The organism is Salinivibrio sp. IB574, from assembly GCF_001996205.1.
In the GTDB taxonomy this organism is placed as follows: Bacteria; Pseudomonadota; Gammaproteobacteria; order Enterobacterales; family Vibrionaceae; genus Salinivibrio; species Salinivibrio proteolyticus.
Map to the genome: position 1 here is coordinate 22,572 of NZ_MUFN01000012.1, position 16,015 is coordinate 38,586.

General features: G+C 51.1%; 13 protein-coding genes. 6 read left to right on the forward strand and 7 right to left on the reverse strand.

The window, feature by feature from the left end; translation table 11 throughout:
• Positions 1 to 21 precede the first annotated feature (21 nt).
• The 4 genes from BZJ17_RS07385 to BZJ17_RS07400 all read right to left on the reverse strand — a co-directional run bounded on the left by BZJ17_RS07385 (position 22) and on the right by BZJ17_RS07400 (position 5,038).
• Positions 22 to 720, reverse strand: coding sequence for a gamma-glutamyl-gamma-aminobutyrate hydrolase family protein (locus BZJ17_RS07385; protein WP_077640274.1), 699 nt, complete (start codon positions 718 to 720; stop codon positions 22 to 24).
• Complete coding sequence (locus BZJ17_RS07390) at positions 696 to 1,703, reverse strand: amidoligase family protein (RefSeq protein ID WP_077640275.1); 1,008 nt, start codon at positions 1,701 to 1,703, stop codon at positions 696 to 698. The genes BZJ17_RS07385 and BZJ17_RS07390 overlap by 25 nt, the downstream gene beginning before the upstream one ends.
• 127 nt (positions 1,704 to 1,830) lie before the next feature.
• Positions 1,831 to 3,819 (reverse strand): hypothetical protein, encoded by a 1,989-nt coding sequence (locus BZJ17_RS07395; RefSeq protein WP_077640276.1) that lies wholly within the window; start codon positions 3,817 to 3,819, stop codon positions 1,831 to 1,833.
• Positions 3,812 to 5,038: a carboxylate--amine ligase gene (locus BZJ17_RS07400; RefSeq protein WP_069587552.1), complete on the reverse strand. Its 1,227-nt coding sequence runs from the start codon at positions 5,036 to 5,038 to the stop codon at positions 3,812 to 3,814. The genes BZJ17_RS07395 and BZJ17_RS07400 overlap by 8 nt, the downstream gene beginning before the upstream one ends.
• A gap of 304 nt (positions 5,039 to 5,342) precedes the next feature.
• Between BZJ17_RS07400 and BZJ17_RS07405 the strand changes: the two genes are divergently transcribed.
• Positions 5,343 to 6,584 (forward strand): FAD-dependent oxidoreductase, encoded by a 1,242-nt coding sequence (locus BZJ17_RS07405; RefSeq protein WP_077640277.1) that lies wholly within the window; start codon positions 5,343 to 5,345, stop codon positions 6,582 to 6,584.
• Between the two features lie 223 nt (positions 6,585 to 6,807).
• Positions 6,808 to 7,500 carry a response regulator transcription factor gene (locus BZJ17_RS07410; protein WP_077640278.1) on the forward strand — a complete coding sequence of 231 codons (693 nt, stop codon included), beginning with the start codon at positions 6,808 to 6,810 and terminating at the stop codon, positions 7,498 to 7,500.
• Here BZJ17_RS07410 and BZJ17_RS07415 read toward each other — a convergent pair.
• Positions 7,493 to 8,434 carry a DMT family transporter gene (locus BZJ17_RS07415; protein WP_077640279.1) on the reverse strand — a complete coding sequence of 314 codons (942 nt, stop codon included), beginning with the start codon at positions 8,432 to 8,434 and terminating at the stop codon, positions 7,493 to 7,495. The genes BZJ17_RS07410 and BZJ17_RS07415 overlap by 8 nt on opposite strands.
• 90 nt (positions 8,435 to 8,524) lie before the next feature.
• Between BZJ17_RS07415 and BZJ17_RS07420 the strand changes: the two genes are divergently transcribed.
• Positions 8,525 to 9,418 carry a LysR family transcriptional regulator gene (locus BZJ17_RS07420; RefSeq protein WP_077640280.1) on the forward strand — a complete coding sequence of 298 codons (894 nt, stop codon included), beginning with the start codon at positions 8,525 to 8,527 and terminating at the stop codon, positions 9,416 to 9,418.
• 80 nt (positions 9,419 to 9,498) lie between these two features.
• On the opposite strand, the gene BZJ17_RS07425 is transcribed toward BZJ17_RS07420, so the two are convergent.
• Together BZJ17_RS07425 and BZJ17_RS07430 are read right to left on the reverse strand one after the other, a co-directional pair.
• Positions 9,499 to 12,591, reverse strand: coding sequence for an efflux RND transporter permease subunit (locus BZJ17_RS07425; RefSeq protein WP_077640281.1), 3,093 nt, complete (start codon positions 12,589 to 12,591; stop codon positions 9,499 to 9,501).
• Positions 12,592 to 12,601: 10 nt separating this feature from the next.
• Positions 12,602 to 13,636 carry an efflux RND transporter periplasmic adaptor subunit gene (locus tag BZJ17_RS07430; protein WP_241836775.1) on the reverse strand — a complete coding sequence of 345 codons (1,035 nt, stop codon included), beginning with the start codon at positions 13,634 to 13,636 and terminating at the stop codon, positions 12,602 to 12,604.
• A 292-nt stretch (positions 13,637 to 13,928) separates the two neighbouring features.
• Between BZJ17_RS07430 and BZJ17_RS07435 the strand changes: the two genes are divergently transcribed.
• From BZJ17_RS07435 to BZJ17_RS07445, 3 genes are all read left to right on the forward strand, one after another.
• A complete protein-coding gene (locus tag BZJ17_RS07435; protein WP_069587559.1) occupies positions 13,929 to 14,513 on the forward strand; it encodes a nucleoside deaminase in 585 nt (194 codons plus the stop codon).
• A gap of 12 nt (positions 14,514 to 14,525) precedes the next feature.
• Positions 14,526 to 14,966, forward strand: a complete 441-nt coding sequence (locus tag BZJ17_RS07440) for a GNAT family N-acetyltransferase (RefSeq protein ID WP_069587560.1) — start codon at positions 14,526 to 14,528, stop codon at positions 14,964 to 14,966.
• Between the two features lie 83 nt (positions 14,967 to 15,049).
• Positions 15,050 to 15,847, forward strand: a complete 798-nt coding sequence (locus BZJ17_RS07445) for a transporter substrate-binding domain-containing protein (protein WP_077640284.1) — start codon at positions 15,050 to 15,052, stop codon at positions 15,845 to 15,847.
• Positions 15,848 to 16,015: the final 168 nt, after the last annotated feature.

The window sequence follows — 16,015 nt, forward strand, 5'->3', positions numbered from 1 at the left end:
TTCACCAACTAACAGACATGTTTACTGAGATGCCGCTTGTTGCTGTTGGAAGCGCGTTGCGTGCTCGACTAAGCCTTTGAACAGCGCACGCTGACAGCCAAGATAAAGCAAAAATTCCGGATGCCACTGTACCCCCAGTGTATAAGGGCGGTTAGGCGACTCAATGGCCTGTACAATGCCATCTAAATCACGTGCGCTTACCGTTAAATCCTCGCCTAACGCGTTAATCGCTTGGTTGTGTAGACTATTTATTTTGCGTCTGCCTTGCCCCAACCGTTGCTGTATATGGCCGTTGACATCACGCAATATACACAAGGTTTTCATCGGGAACACTGTCCAGCGATGAGAGGTTTTTTTGCGTTGCTCGCGCAAGCTTTGGTGCAAGGTGCCGCCCAAACAGATGTTGAGAAGCTGCGCACCACGGCAAATCCCTAGCAAGGGCTTTTGGCTCGCCAATGCGCTTTTGATAACGGCGCTCTCTAGCGCATCGCGTTCAGAGTCGTAGTTGGGTTTCACTTCGGGCTCGGCGGCGTACAGCACAGGCTCGACATCGTGCCCGCCAGTAATCACCACGCCTTGATAGGCGTTTGGATCCAGCGCGGTGCCGGGGTGTAACTGTAACGGTTTGCCACCATAAAGTTTGACTGCCGCGGCGACAAAAAAACGTGGCAGCCTTGCGCCTTTGCTCGGGCCGGTTATTGCGATGACGGGTTTATCCATAAATTGTGCACCTTTTCCGCCCAGTTATTAACGATACGCGCTAATGGGTCGTTGAGATAGCCCAAATAGGCTTTGCAACATGCGTCCAATCGCGCAGGATCGGCGGCGAGTTTTTCTACCTCCACCCAATCGTTCCATGCTTCGTGAATGCCCCAGTTTTGTTGGCTGACTTTGCTATCCGGCAACCGATAATGAAACGTGGGTCGCGCCTTAGTCAGCCCGTCGTTGACGGCCGAATTGACGCGCTCAGGGTCGAGGTGCGCGAACAAGGGCAACATATCTAGCGCACGGTTTCGTGTGGGATTATCCGCAAGGTAGTCATCAATCAGAGTATTCAGATCTGGCCAATAATCAGCGGCTAGCACACGTTCAATATATGCTTTCGGGAAAGGGTCAACATAGTTAGTTAGGCGCCGCGATAGATCAATGTCGGCCCGTTTTAAAAGCCAGTCATACAAACATAAGAATGCTTTTAAGTGCGCACAAATCGTTTTGGCGGTTAGATCAGGAAGCTCTGGATTGAGTTGCATGCCAAACGCATAAACCGGGCTGTCTTCGGTTCCTTCGGCGCCTTGTAGACGCAGTGAAGCAATTAAATCCTCGATGCTATCGAGGCGGTCTAGTGGGAGAGGTGGCGTGACAATTTCTACCGGCACGACCAGCTTGGCTGCCCACGCTAAAACGTCTTCGGCGGACTGATCGAGTTTATTGGCTAATGTTTTCTCGCTTCTGTCACTCTGGCCAAGGCGTTTTAATTTGGCATAATCAAGCTCAATCACCCAATCGCCAGCGTCATCCCCAGTTAGATGACGGTCGTAACGGCCTCCTTTTTTAACCGTGAGCGACAACTTATCTGCGACGATGCGTGCGATCTCGTCTAGCTCCATGCCGCTTAGTTCAAGTTCTACTCCGACGCGACGCGCTTCACCTTGCGCATTGTGCTCCCGAGGTGGTTGGGTGAGTCGTGATGTGTGCGTTTTCATTTAATATCCTCACCTTTATTGCTAAGCCTAGTAAACGTGATGAGGGCGGTATCGACAGAATTAAAGGTGTTTCTGCCTAACTATTAACCGTTTGCGACCTAGACAGAAAAAGCCATTGAATGTGCTTTCAATGGGATGGTGCCGCAGCAGCGGGTGAGGCAGAAGCGATATGTCGGTCTTTTGCCCAGCTATCAAGTGCGAGTTGCTTGATGCGACTGATCGCATCGTCAGGTAATTCGGTCGGGGTGCCTACTGCAATAGTGTCGTCATGATATAGGTATAAACGTGACAAAAACTGTTCAAAGGGCAGAGAAGCTTCGCCGTATTGTTCTCCTTTTCCTTGGGTTGATACCACGACATCGTGTCCCCAATTCTGCCCGCTATCGTTGTTGGGATTATAAAAATACACCCGCATGACGCTGTCTTGATCGAGGGCGATGCGTATCAAGGTAATGGCGTGCCAGCCCACAAATACCCCTTGGCTATTGGTCACGGCAATACCTACGGGTTGGGGATGAATGACTGGTATATTGCCGTTGTAGTAGGGGTGGTAGCGGCTATAGAAACGTTCGATAAATTGATCAAACGCCTTTAACATACCGGTCTGCACGTCAACCGCAATCATGAATTCACGCCCCACATACCAACCGTGAAACTCTGGGTTTATCCATTTGTGAGGGTCTTCTTGTCTGCCTACACACAGACGACCCATCTCAATATATAACTTATCTAGATGAGGAACGAGTGCAACGGACACCGGATCGGTATCAATCGGCAGTGACTGACTCAGCCCTTGCAACAAGGTACTTGAGTCCAGCGTTTGCCCCTCAAAATGCATCCGCAAGTTATTATTACAGGCCACTTGTACAATAGAGTTCAGCAAATAATCCGGGTCGTTATACGCCCACATGGATATCGCTCGCGCCGATTGGCAGGTTGGATTGTTACCTTGTGCCACACCAAGCGGCTGACCAAGCACGGACATGACACCGGCTAGTAAGTGGACGCGGGCAGGAAGGTGCTCCCCAAACGCAAGTGACAGCGCATTTGCGACGTCTGGGTGCAGGGTCAGATTAATTTGTCGCCACAGGCTGGGCGCGACGGGTGCATCGAACAAAACACCTCGCTCTAACATCATCGCGAGACCGTAAATCGCTTGAGCGGTTTGTGGATGGACAGCTTCTTGAATCAAGGTATGAACGAGCTGGCGGTAGGTGACCAAACAATCTAGCCCTGTATTACTTAAACCCAAGGCGGTAGGGAGGACATCGGATTGGTCATTCTCGAGTAGCCAGCGTAAAAAGGTCGCATGGTAATCAGAGACTAAGCCGACATCGTGCATGGCACGCGCGAAACCCATGGCTTCTTGTTGTAGTGAGTTCGCATCCATGGCGGATAGGCGTTCACAATAAGCCGGTAGGCCGGGATCGTCGTAACACCCCTGTGTTGGGCCATACAAGGCGCTGACTAAGCGATCAATCCCCAGCTTTGCGTCACCGAGTTGGATTTGCTCTTGAGACACAAGAATAGAAATGTGGTTAATCATTGTCTTGATGGGATTGACTTGGATCGGACGCTGCGCAAGTACACGCCAGACTTCGTCGACGAGCTCACTTAAAATCGTTTCATACCCCAAGTGTGCGAGTAGATATCGATAAAGCTCACTGATCGCAGGGGCGAGAGAACCCAGCCGTGTCCGGCTAGACTCATCGGAAAAGCCCATCACCCAAGATAAGTTGAGACTCAGGACTTTGGCGAGAAACTGTCGGGCGTCAGCGGCTGAAACGCGAGTCGTGCTTAATTGGCCGTCAACAATCGCGAGCATCCGTAGCTGGCTTAAACAATCAAGCACCACGGTGTTTTTCTCGGCGTACGCCAACGTATCTGGGACTAAGTTCGCTAACAAATACTCAGGTTCAGCCCAATCGGTTCCCTGAAATATGCCTGCCTCTTGCAAGGCAGGCATACGCATACATAGCGCTTCAATGCCATTTTCTTGTCCTAGCACCCGCCCACAGATATCTAAAACATGAAACTGGTGGCGGGCTTTAGCGATAGCGCTGACTTGACCAAGTTGTTCGATAGCGTGGTCAAGCTTATTCAATAAGCTAGACATAAAAGTCGAGATCTTCCTGTGCTTTTAATAGATCGCGCATAACGTGCGGATCGTCTCCGTAAAAGTGTAGTAGACCCCAGTGTGTGCCGAAAGCACTGCGCTTCGGTACTTTGTTTTCCATCGGTGACTGAAGTTCATGAAATTCAAAGTACTCGTGGTTTTCTGTTTCTTCAGGAATGGCAAGTTGGCTGACAACACGACGTCGAGGGTAGACACCAAATGTACCGGCGACACCTTTGGCATCTTTGATAGGCGTTGGGAAAAAGGCTTCTAGCTCTTCGTCAGTCGTGTGTGGGTCAAAGGCCACCACCATGGCTTGATAGCAATTGAAGCCGTAAACACGCTCAATGATTTCAAAGCCTTGGAAACCGGGTGGACGATAGGCGACTTCGCCAAAGTACATGCGGCCGTCCTTTGTGACGAAATACTCGGGATGAATAAAGCCAAAGTCGATATCAAAGGCATCAATCAGTTTTTCAATTTCTTGAGTCACCTTCTCACGGTATTTTTCAAGCTCTGGTGAGGCTGGCACGAACACAGAGTAGCCGAGCGTGACGTATTCAGAGATATTTAAAAACTGGATTTTTCGGTTTTTAATAAAGGCTTCGACGGCGAACTCCCAACCATCCAAGTGGCTCTCCATCAACAAGGGAAACTCTTCATCCGAGACTCGGTCGAGATCGTCCGGTTCGCGAATCATCCAGTGACCTTCACAGCCCGCTTTATCAAACGCTTTGAGGTGGATAGGATCGTTTGGGTCGCCATCCAGTTTCAATAAGGCCTGGTTCACTCGACGCAGAAAACGGACCACATCTGACTTATCTTGTGCTTCTTCAAAGATCCCGACGCGAATACCGCCGATTTGTGCCCGACGTTTCATCAGTGATTTATCGCGGAAGAGGAGGGCTTGGCCCATTAATTTAGGATTTTTAAGCAGAACGGCGTTAATTGCACCCGCCCACTCTACAGTTTCTTCAAACAGTGGAATCGCAACATCGACGCCCATTTCTTGCAAGGTGGTGGCAATTTCAAAAGAGCGGTCATTGAGTCGCTCAAAATTCCACGGCAAAAAAGGAATATCGTGTTCTTTAGCGTAGTCTTCAGCCCATGTGGGCGCCACGACGACGTACTGACGATCGAAACGGCTGATCGCGTCAATGGCATTTAAGCTCCACCCCAAAATGGCAACGAAGCCTTTATTAGGATCATAGTCAGCCATATTTCATCCTTTTACTTTCTGAGCATGAGTGACCACTGTCACATACTGCTGCACGGTCTTTAAGGCAAGCTGAGGATAAAAAGCAGGAAAGTGTGCAGTTGGACGACTGAAATCGACTGCATGCGCAACGTTTTCACCCGTCGGCTGGCCAAATGCGATCTTAATCGTTCATGGACTGAGAGCGCGCCGGAAAACTCGTCATTTTATTATTGATGTCGTTATTGGTTATGTGTAAAAGCATGGAATTACGCGGATAAATTTCGCTGCAGAGATAAATGACTTGGCGTGTTCAGGGAGTGAAAAAATGGCCAAAAATGTGGTGGTACTGGGAGCGGGCATGGTCGGTGTGTCAGTTGCTTGGCATCTTTTGAAGCGAGGCTACGATGTGACGGTCGTCGATAGGGTAGCGCCTGGGCAAGAAACGTCGTTCGGCAACGCAGGTATTATTCAGCGCGAAGCTGTTCGGCCCTATGCCTTTCCACGCGACCTTGCGACCTTGCTGCGTGTGTTACCTAATCGTTCTGTCGATATTCGCTATCGACCCACCAGTGTACTGCGTGCCGCGCATCCATTGCTGCAATATTGGCATTATTCGAGTGAAAACCAATACAAAAAGTTGGTCCCCGAGTATGCGGCATTGATCATGCAGTGCCTCGATACGCATGATGAAATGATCGCGTCCGCGGGCGCGGCCTCACTGATCCGTAAGCAAGGTTACCTCAAGTTATTCCGCAGCCAAAAAGCGTTGGATGAAGAGTGCGCGCGTGCCGCGTCTGACTCTGCCAGTTACGGTGTGGAGTATGAGGTGCTCAATAAAGCGCAGCTCGCTACGTTGGAGCCGCATTTAGCCGCGCCGCTAGCGGGGGCAATTCATTGGAAACAACCTTGGACTGTCACCGATCCCGGAGCCTTGGTACAAGCCTACGCCGACGATGTTATCGCCAAAGGCGGCGAGATAAAGCGTGCCAATTTGCGAGCACTTAAGCAGGAAGACGGACAGTGGGTCATCGAAACAGATCACGTGCGCCTTCGTGCGGATCAGGTTGTGATGGCGATGGGACCGTGGTCATCGTACTGGTTGCGCCAACAAGGCATAGAGGTACCTTTGTTCACCAAACGTGGTTATCACATGCACTACCAAGGTGACGCTAACACCCCGCTCAATCATTGGATTATGGRCGCTGAAGTGGGCTATTTGCTCGCACCGATGCGCGCGGGCGTGCGATTAACCACAGGGGCAGAATTGACAGCATTGGATGCTCCCTTGAACGAGCGGCAATTATCGGCAGCGGAAAAGGTAGCACGCGAGCTCTATCCACTGGGTGATCGCGTGGATGCAGCGCCCTGGAAAGGTGGGCGCCCGTGTATGCCGGATATGAAGCCTGTCATCGGACCCACGCCGAATAAACCCGGATTATGGCTCGCGTTTGGTCACGGGCACCAAGGCTTTACGCTGGGACCTGTCACTGGAAAACTTATCGGACAAATGATGGATGGCGAGAGCACATCGGTCGATATGCAGCCTTATCGTGTCGACCGGTTTTAAGTCTGAGTCCGGATGTTTCTGCTGTGCATACGGGGCTGGTTTAGGTGAAATTCGCAGCATTTAAACAGAATGAGTGAACCCAATCGCCCAATGGCGTCGTACTCTCAGTTGCTTTGAATACCGAAGCTATAAGACAATATCGCTTTGCTCTTGCAAGGTCGCCTATCGATGACATGGCGGTCCTGCATTTTCGCCGCTATCAAACTCAGCTAGGACAGTATCCATGTACGAGGAGTATTTCTCGATCGCCAAACCCGCCATCGTCGTGCGTGGTCCGGAAAATATGTCATTTATCGCCATTCTGGAAGCGAAACTACGCGAGTATGGCTGTGATGTCACTGTGATTGGGCCTGATGATGCCATGCCGGATTGGGATACGGTTCAGCTTATCAGCTGGGTGCCGGAAGGTGGCGCTCAAACCAAAACATTGCGCTGGCTTAGTGAGCAATGCCCGTTTATTGCGTTAATGGCGAGTCAAGCGGCGGCCGACCGTGTCGCGGCGCTAAATGCTGGCGCTGATGATGTATTATCGACGCCCGTTGATTTGGAAGAGTGTCTGGTGCGCTCAGCGATCGCCATGCACCGTCGCCATGCAACATCTGCGATGCGAGATACGTCCGGGCAGCTACAAATCGATAATCTCTGGATGCAAAAGGATACGCACCGCGTGCGTGTTAACGAACAGCCAGTAAAATTGACCCCGCTTCAATTTGAGTTGCTGTGGCTCCTTGCGCAGCATAAAGACACGACCCTCAGTAAACCGCTGCTGTATCGCCAAGTATTGAAGAAAACCTTCGTGCCAGATGATCGCAGTCTGGATATGCACCTGAGCCGGATCAGAAAAAAATTGGCCGATGCGGGCTTCCCTGCCGAAAGGCTCCAAACTGCGCACGGGAAAGGCTACTGCTTTATTTAGCGTCGCTTGCGGTTCGAGCAACGCGCCACTGTCGCGGGTGAGGGAGGCGTGGCAACAACAGCCCAGCGATCACGATGACAATGCCCACCACCTGAAGTTGGCTCACGGCTTGTCCCATCAAAAACGCGGTGAGTACCGCGAACACAGGCACAAAGTTAAAAAAGAGTGCTGCATTGGCTGAACCTAGATGGCGCACGCCGTTGAGCCAGAGTAAGTAACCAGCGACAGTACCCAGCACACCGATATAAAGAAGTTCAGAGACGGTCAGCGGACTTGCAACCCAAACTTCGCCAAATGGATGAACCTTTGGTGTAAGCGCACACATGATGCCAATGACGGTTGCGCCACTCAGCATGCCCAAAAACGTGTAGGGGATCACCGGCATCCAGCGGCCAATGCCTTGGCTGAAGAAGGTGTACGCACTCCATGCAAACATGCCAGTGAAAATCATCTGATCGCCTTGGTTAAAGTTTAATTCGCTGAGCACCTGCCATTGACCATTGGTGATCACCACAAGCACGCCCGATAAACTCACCACCAAGCTGAAAACTTGCCCTTTACGTGGCAATGCGCGAATCGCGATACAGGCGATAAGTGAAGTGACTAGCGGGCTGAGCGCCATGATTAATGACCCATTGGTCGCTTGGGTATACTCGAGCCCAGTGAACAAACAGAGGTTCAGGCCGCCAATCCCCACGGCGCTGACGGTGGTTGCCCACAGCCATTGTTTAGCGCTGAGTGTGGGGACGCGGGTACGGGTGAGCTTAAGATAAACGCCTAAACACATTGCGGCGACGGCAAAGCGCCAAAAGACCAAGGTGAGCGCATTCACTTCATTCAGCGCATCTTTACCAATTGGAAACGTGCTGCCCCAAAAAAAGGCACATAAAATGAGAAGGGCAACGGCTTTCCACAGTGAAGCAGTAGTTGTCATAGCAAGACCTGACTTGTTGAGTGATGTGCGCTAGTGTATAAGTTTCAAAATATGAATAAACCGGCAATATCAGAACGGTAGATTCCAAATATGAAACCTAACTATTCGTTAGACGATTTGCGCTGTTTTTGTACCGTGGCGCAGCTAGGGAGCTTTAAAGCCGCGGCGCAGCAGCTTGCCATGCCGCAATCCACCCTAAGTCGTCGTATTCGCCAGCTTGAACAGGATCTTGCTCTGCGTTTACTCAATCGTGATGCACATCGTATCTCGCTGACTCAAATTGGTCATCGCTACTTTGATCGTGCCGCAGGATTGTTCGATGAGTTGCAGGCACTCAATGATGATCTCGTCAGTGAGAAACATCACCCCCAAGGAAAAATTCGTATTAGCGCACCGATCAATGCCGGTAAGCAGTTTTTACGCCGCGTCTTTTTCGACTTTATGCGTGAGTACCCTGAGATTCAACTGGATCTTAACTTTTCCAATAGCTTGATAGATATTGAAGCGGAAGGCATGGATGTGGTGTTTCGGGTTGGGAATCCAGTGGTAGAAAATTGGATTGCACGGACGCTCACCGATATTCACTTCATTTTGTGTGCCAGTCCCGACAGTGACTATCACGACGTGCGCTCACCCAATGATCTGAGTGGTCAGCCGGTGGTGATTTGTCATCCGATGACGGTTTGGGAGCTCACACACCAGCAAACTGGGGAAGCGTTTGATTATCAAGCGACCACAGGCATACGTGCCGAAGTGGATGAAATTGAAATGTTAACTCATGCCGTGCAGGCCGGATTTGGCATCGGCTATATTCCTGATTATTCCGCGCTACCTTTGATAGAGCAGGGCGAATTACAGCGCGTGTTGCCGCAATGGTGCAGTCGAGCGCGTACGCTATTTTTGCTCTATCGAGACCGAGAACAGGTGCCTTTGCGCGTTCGATTGCTGGTGGAATTCGTCCTCGCCCGTTTTACATCCTTTTAGCGCGTAATCAGACATAAAAGGGCTGATTTCGATATAAAAGGGGCCACGTTGCAGTGGCCCCAATGGGTGCGATTTTTCGATTAATCGCTATGTTGCGTGTGTGCTGGCGACAATTCGGTGGATGCCGGTGTGATGGTTTTGGCTAAGAACAGATACATAGCAGGTACCACGAACAGGGTGAACAAGGTACCCAGTGTCATTCCACTAGCAATCACTAGCCCCATAGCAAAACGGGCCCCTGCGCCGGCGCCTGAGGCAATCAATAGCGGGATCATGGCGAGCACCGTCGCTGCCGTGGTCATCAAGATAGGGCGTAAACGGATGGCGGTCGCTTCTTCAATCGCCTCACGTTTGGTCCGTCCTTCTTGCTGGAGCTGATTGGCGAACTCGACGATCAATATACCGTGTTTAGCAATCAGACCAACGAGGGTAAGCAAGCCGACTTGGGTGTATATGTTCAAGGTGGTAAATCCGAGGCTGATAAATATCAGCGCGCCACAGACACTCATTGGCACGGTGACCAAAATAATGATCGCGTTTTTAAACGACTCAAACTGCGCCGCCAAGATCAAGAAAATCACAATCAAAGCAAAGAAGAAGGTCACGACCAGTTGCTGGCCCTCGCTCATAAACTGACGTGACTGTCCGGCATAATCAACGCTAAAGCCTGCTGGCAATTCTGTTGCTGCAATCTCTTCGAGCACACCCAGCGCTTCCCCCAAGGGAACACCAGGGCGCGGTACACCGGAAATTTTTACCGCATTCAGCTGCTGAAAACCGCGCAATGCTTGAGGCTGCACACTTTCTTCTAAGGTCACTAACGTTGACAGTTGAACCAATTCGCCGTCTTGGTTGCGGGTATAAAACTGGCGCAATTGTTCCGGTGTGAGGCGTTCATTACGCGCCACTTGGGGGATCACTCGATAAGAGCGGTTTTCCAGTGAAAAGCGTCCCGCATCCGCCCCGGATAACAATGAGCCCATATCCGCGGCGAGCTGTTGCATATCGACGCCCATCAAAGCCGCCTTTTCACGATCGATGTTGACCGTTTGTTTGGGGCGGTCAATGCTCAGATCGGTATCGACAAAGATAAACCGCCCCGTTTGCATCGCTTTGCCCACGATATTGTTCGCGACTTCATTTATTGCTTCAAAGGGTTGTGTCGAACCGATAATAAATTCAACCGGTGTGCCGCCGCCCGGAGACGGCAGTGAAGGGGGCACCAAGGCAAAGCTGCTTAAGCTCGGTTGGTTGTCCATAAAGGGTTGAATCTCGTTTTCCAAGATCGCTTGGGTACTGCGCTCTCGCTCATCCCATGGCGCGAGTACAATACCGGCTATTGCGTTATTGGTGCCGCCAGAGCCATTGATAATAAAGACGTTGTCGATTTCTGGTACATCGTCAATCAGTCGGTTTAATTCGTCGGTACTGGCAGACAACGCATCCAGCGTGGTTTGGCTGTCGGCTTCGAGTATCGAGAACACAAACCCTTGGTCTTCAGCGGGCTCAAGCTCAGAAGGACTGGTGATAAACAAGAAATAGCAAGACACTAAAACAATCGCGCCGAACGTGAGGATCACCGCATTGGTATTCAACAAGCTATGGAGTGTGCGTTGGTAGCGATGATGTAATCGGTCAAACTGCTTATCCAGCCAGTGCTCAAGGGAGCGCTCTTGGGTCGCTTTGTCCGCCTGATAGGGCTTGAGCACATAGGCACACATCATGGGCGAGAGCGTAAGCGCCACCACACCGGATAAGATCACCGACGCGGCGAGGGTAAAGGCAAATTCAACAAACAGTACCCCGGTTAAGCCACCAACAAAGCCGATGGGCAGGAATACCGCGACCAAGGTGGTCGACATGGTGATAATCGGCCACGCCAGTTCGCGCGCGCCCTCAAGCGCAGCTTGTGTTCGGCTTTTGCCTTCTTCGATATGGCGGTGCACGTTTTCAAGCATGATAATCGCATCATCGACCACCACACCGATTGCAAGCACCATGGCAAGCAGTGTCAGTAGGTTGATGGAAAACCCTAGCAGCCACATTAAAAAGAAGGTGCCGATGAGCGATACGGGGATCGCGACCGCAGGAATAATCACTGAGCGTAACGACCCCAAAAAGCCGTAAATCACAAACACCACGATGGCTAGGGCGAGAATAATCGATATCACCACTTCATCAATGGCGTTATCAATATACTCGGTTGAGTCATAGGCGATATAGGCCGATAACCCTTGAGGCAATTGGGTGGTAATGTCGGTATCCCACACCTGATTCACCGCCTCAATCACATCCAGCGCGTTGGCATCTGGCGAGACTTCGATGCCGATAAAGGTGGCATCAAGCCCATTAAAGTTCACCGATGTTTGGTAACTTTCGGCGCCGAGCTCAACGGTTGCCACATCACTCAAACGCACAACAGATTGGCCATCACTGCTGATCACCAAATCTTCAAATTGCTTAACGTCATGAATGTCCGTGGCAGCGTTCAAATCAATCGCCACGTCTTGGCCTTTGGTGCGCCCCAGCGTAGCAAGCACATTATTGCTGCGCAGGGCGGCAATCACATCCGTACCGGTGAGATCGTAAGCGGCCATTTTGACCGAGTCGAGCCAGATCCGCATCGCAAAGCTACTGGCACCCAACACATCAGCACGCTGCACACCCGGAATCGTCGACAGCTGTGGCTCGACCACCCGGACCAAGTAATCGGTAATTTGATTGTCAGTGAGGACGTCAGAGTAGAAGGCGAGGTACATTGCCGCGACTGTTTCCCCCACCTGCAGGGTAACGACGGGCTCACGGGCATCATCTGGTAGCTCAGAGCGCACCTTATTCACCTGTGCAGCAATTTGCGTGAGTGCTTCATTCGGATCGTAATCGAGACGCAAGTAGGCCTCAATGGTGCTCACACCGGCGGTTGAGGTGGAGACTAAGTAATCAATCCCTTCGGAGGCAGCAATTTCACGCTCTAGCGGCGTGGTGATAAATCCTTGAATCAGGTCGGCATCTGCACCGATATAAGTGGTAGAGACACTCACCACCGCATTTTTAATCTCGGGGAATTGGCGCACATTCATGTCGGTGATAGCGCGTAAGCCGAGCAAGATAATGAATAGGCTCACTACGGAGGCCAACACGGGTTTCTTGATAAAGACGTCGGTAAATCGCATCGAATCGCTCCTATTGATTCACAACGTTGGGATCAAGATCTTCGCTCGGCTGAACACGTTCGTTGTCACTGATCTTGATGTTGCTGCCGTTACGGAGCTTGAGGAGGCCGGAGGTAACGATACGGTCACCGGGTTGAAGACCTTCTTTAATCACAATCATGTCACCGCGTCGCGCGCCTGTTTGCACAAAGCGCTGTTGGACCGTCAATGCATCGTCTTGCTCTTGGATCACGAAGACTGCGTTGCCATACGGATTAAATTGAATCGCGCTTTGTGGTGCCAGCAAGACATTTTGCGTTTCTTCACCTTGATCAAGACTCACGCGTGCGAACATGCCTGACCGTAAAATGGCATCTGGGTTGTCAAAGGTGGCTTGAATGTCGACACTGCGACTCGAGGGCGTCACAACCGGCGAAATTGCAGTCACTGTGCCGGTAAAGACCTCGTCGGGCTGTGCGCTAATCGTGGCAGAAACGGTTTGGCCATTTTTCAGCGTGCTGAGCTGCTGCTCGGGTAAGGTAAAGTTGAGGTGGATGGGGGTCACTGACGTGAGTGTCGCAACGGCTGTCCCCGGTGCAATGAGTTGGCCAAGACTGACTTCTCGGATGCCAATGATGCCGTCGAAAGGCGCGGTTAATGCCTTTTGCTCGATGCGCGCTTTTTGGCTGTCGACGGCGGCAATCGCTTGCTTGGCTTCACTTTCTTTGCGCTTTAGCTCAGACTCGGAGATGTTTTTATCTTTAAACAGCCGTTGATAGCGTCTCAACTCAAGTTGGGCAAGCTCAGCGACGGACTCGAGCCGACGAAGCTCTGCTTCATCAACACTGGCATCCAAGGTGACCAGTAATTGTCCCTTTTTCACCGATGTCGCATTGTCGAACAAGATATTGTTGACGATGCCGCTTGCCTCGGTAGTTAGCTGGGTGTCATTAATGGCCGCAAAACTACCAATGGTGGTTTGTTGTTCACGCCAAGGGTGCGTTGAGACTGTAGTGGCCGTCACGGTGACCGTAGGGGCAGGCATGTTGTCAAAGAATTGGTTCATAAAATGATTGCCTATTGCTTTGTAAGCAAAAATTCCCCCAAAAACGAGCCCACATGCGACTAACATAATAATCAAACGTTTTATCATAAAAATCCCTGAACAGAATTGCTGTCACCACCCTTGGCTTTTTAGTACAGACGAAGGCGCAAAAGGTTGATTTAACCAATAACAAATATCGAACTGACCAATACAAACCTTATCACTGTTTGGTTCAGTCATTGGTGGTAAATTGATGATCTTGTGGATTAGCTCAGGTCAGTGTCATCAGCGAAGCCGAATAAGGAGAACGTCGATGCTACTCAATGCAAATAGCACGGTAACGGAAGCGGCGCTGCGTGCCGTGGCGCATATGCCAACGCGCAGTTTGCCGGTGCTGCTGGATAACAGCTTTAGCCAAAAACTGACCGATGCCGACTTGATGCGCATCGCGGTGTTGTTGGCCCAAAAAAGCGCTGATGAAGGAGGGTGCCCCATCGGTGCGGTGATTGTTGACAATGAGACACGTCAAATCGTCGGTAAAGGGCACAATACCTTGGTACAAGAAAATCATCCCTATAATCACGGTGAAACGGCGGCGATACGCGATGCTGGGCGAATTGATTTTAGCCAAACAACCTTGTTTACCAGTTTAAGCCCATGCGATGTGTGCGCGGCACTGATCACCATGCGCGGTTTCTCTCGAGTGGTGGTGGGGGATGTCACTAGTGCGAGCGGTAACGAGACGATGCTGAAAGAGAAAGGGGTGACGGTTGATGTGCTGGAAGATCCGCAGGGCATTGCGCTGTATCAGCAATTTCGATCCGCGTACCCCGAACAAGAGTTAGAAGATTGGCAAGGTGTAAGTGCCGTCAAGGCACGTTTAGCAAAGCGTGAATGAGAGGAGAACGACATGGATGTTGCGATTGGTCCGACAACGGATGCTAATTACAGTCAAAAGCTGACCCAAGAAAATATGACCCCTTATTATGAAGCGAGGAAAATCGCTTGGAACTCTCAGCAGTTTATAGAGAGTTGGCGAGTTTTCGATAATTATGAAATTCGCCATGAGCGAAAGCGTTGTGGCGTAATTCGTTTGAAGGCAGACGGTGAAACGCTTTTTATCCGCGATTTACAGATAGAGCCGAGTAAGCAGCGGCAAGGGATCGGCCGCGAGGCAATCGCTTGGGCGATCGCTTATGCTCAAACGTCTGGCTATGCGCATTTAGCCTTGCGTGTTTTTGCAGAAAATCCAGCCGTTTCATTATATCAAGCGCTGGGGTTTGTGGAGACAGGGCGCAGCCGAGATGCGGTTCTCACGCTTTCGTTGTCGTTAACCGCAACGTCCGAATAAATAGCAAAGCGCTTGAGCATGTCGATAGAGATGGCATGCTAGTCTTATAGACAGCGTAGTGAGTCAACATAGTGAGTGGTTGGATGACCCATTGGACACAAGCGTGTATTGCGATTTGGCTAACTCTTTTCTCCTTTCAACTATGGGCCGCACCATCGACCTCAGAGCCACTCAAGGTTTGTGTGGGTGACGGTAGCCCTTGGCCGCCATACACCTATTGGCAGGGAGAAACGCGCCAGCAAAAAGCGGACACCTTGACAGGTTATGCGACAGATTTGGTGCTCACCGCATTAGAGCGTAACGACATTGCCTATCAGCTGGTCTTTATGCCTTGGGCACGCGTGCAACATGAACTGGCGCGTGAGTCCGGCCGTTGTGATCTTACTTGGGATGCGAGTTACAAACCCGAGCGAGCGCAATATAGTCGCTTTACGCAGCCACTCTATTCGATATCCTTGGGTTATCTGTACGTGGGCGCACCTGACACACAAGCACAACCGAATTTATCGGCGACACAATCGGTTTGTGGTGTGAACGGCTATAACTATGCCGCATTTGGCGACAACCCCCGACCGAGGTTTGAAGCCAATACCTTGCAGCAAGCCTTGCGGATGTTAGAGGCGGGGCGTTGTCGCTTTCTTGCCAGTGAAATCGAGCCCGTTTTAGGGGGAATACGGCTCGAGCTCTATCAGTTCTCACGCGATCTCGCTTACATCGCGCTGCCCAACCCGAAAGCATTTCATGCTCAAGTGAGCCGATATGCGCCAAAAGCGAATGACTTAGTGGCGCAGATTGACGCGTATTTGGACAGTGCGGCTCAACGTGGTGAGTTACAAGCGCTCCGTGCACAGTATTTTCAGTCAGTTACCTCGCAGCCCTAGCCGTAACCAACGTCAGAGTAATGCGTTATCGTGTGCTACGCACAGAGGGTAGAGGGCGCTTGGCCCAGCGTGTGGACAGCTTGGTCGTTGCTAAGTGAGTGTGTAGCTTTTTAGCATATCGATGATAGGTCACTTGACGACCCGAGTGAAAACTCACCTTGAGTACCA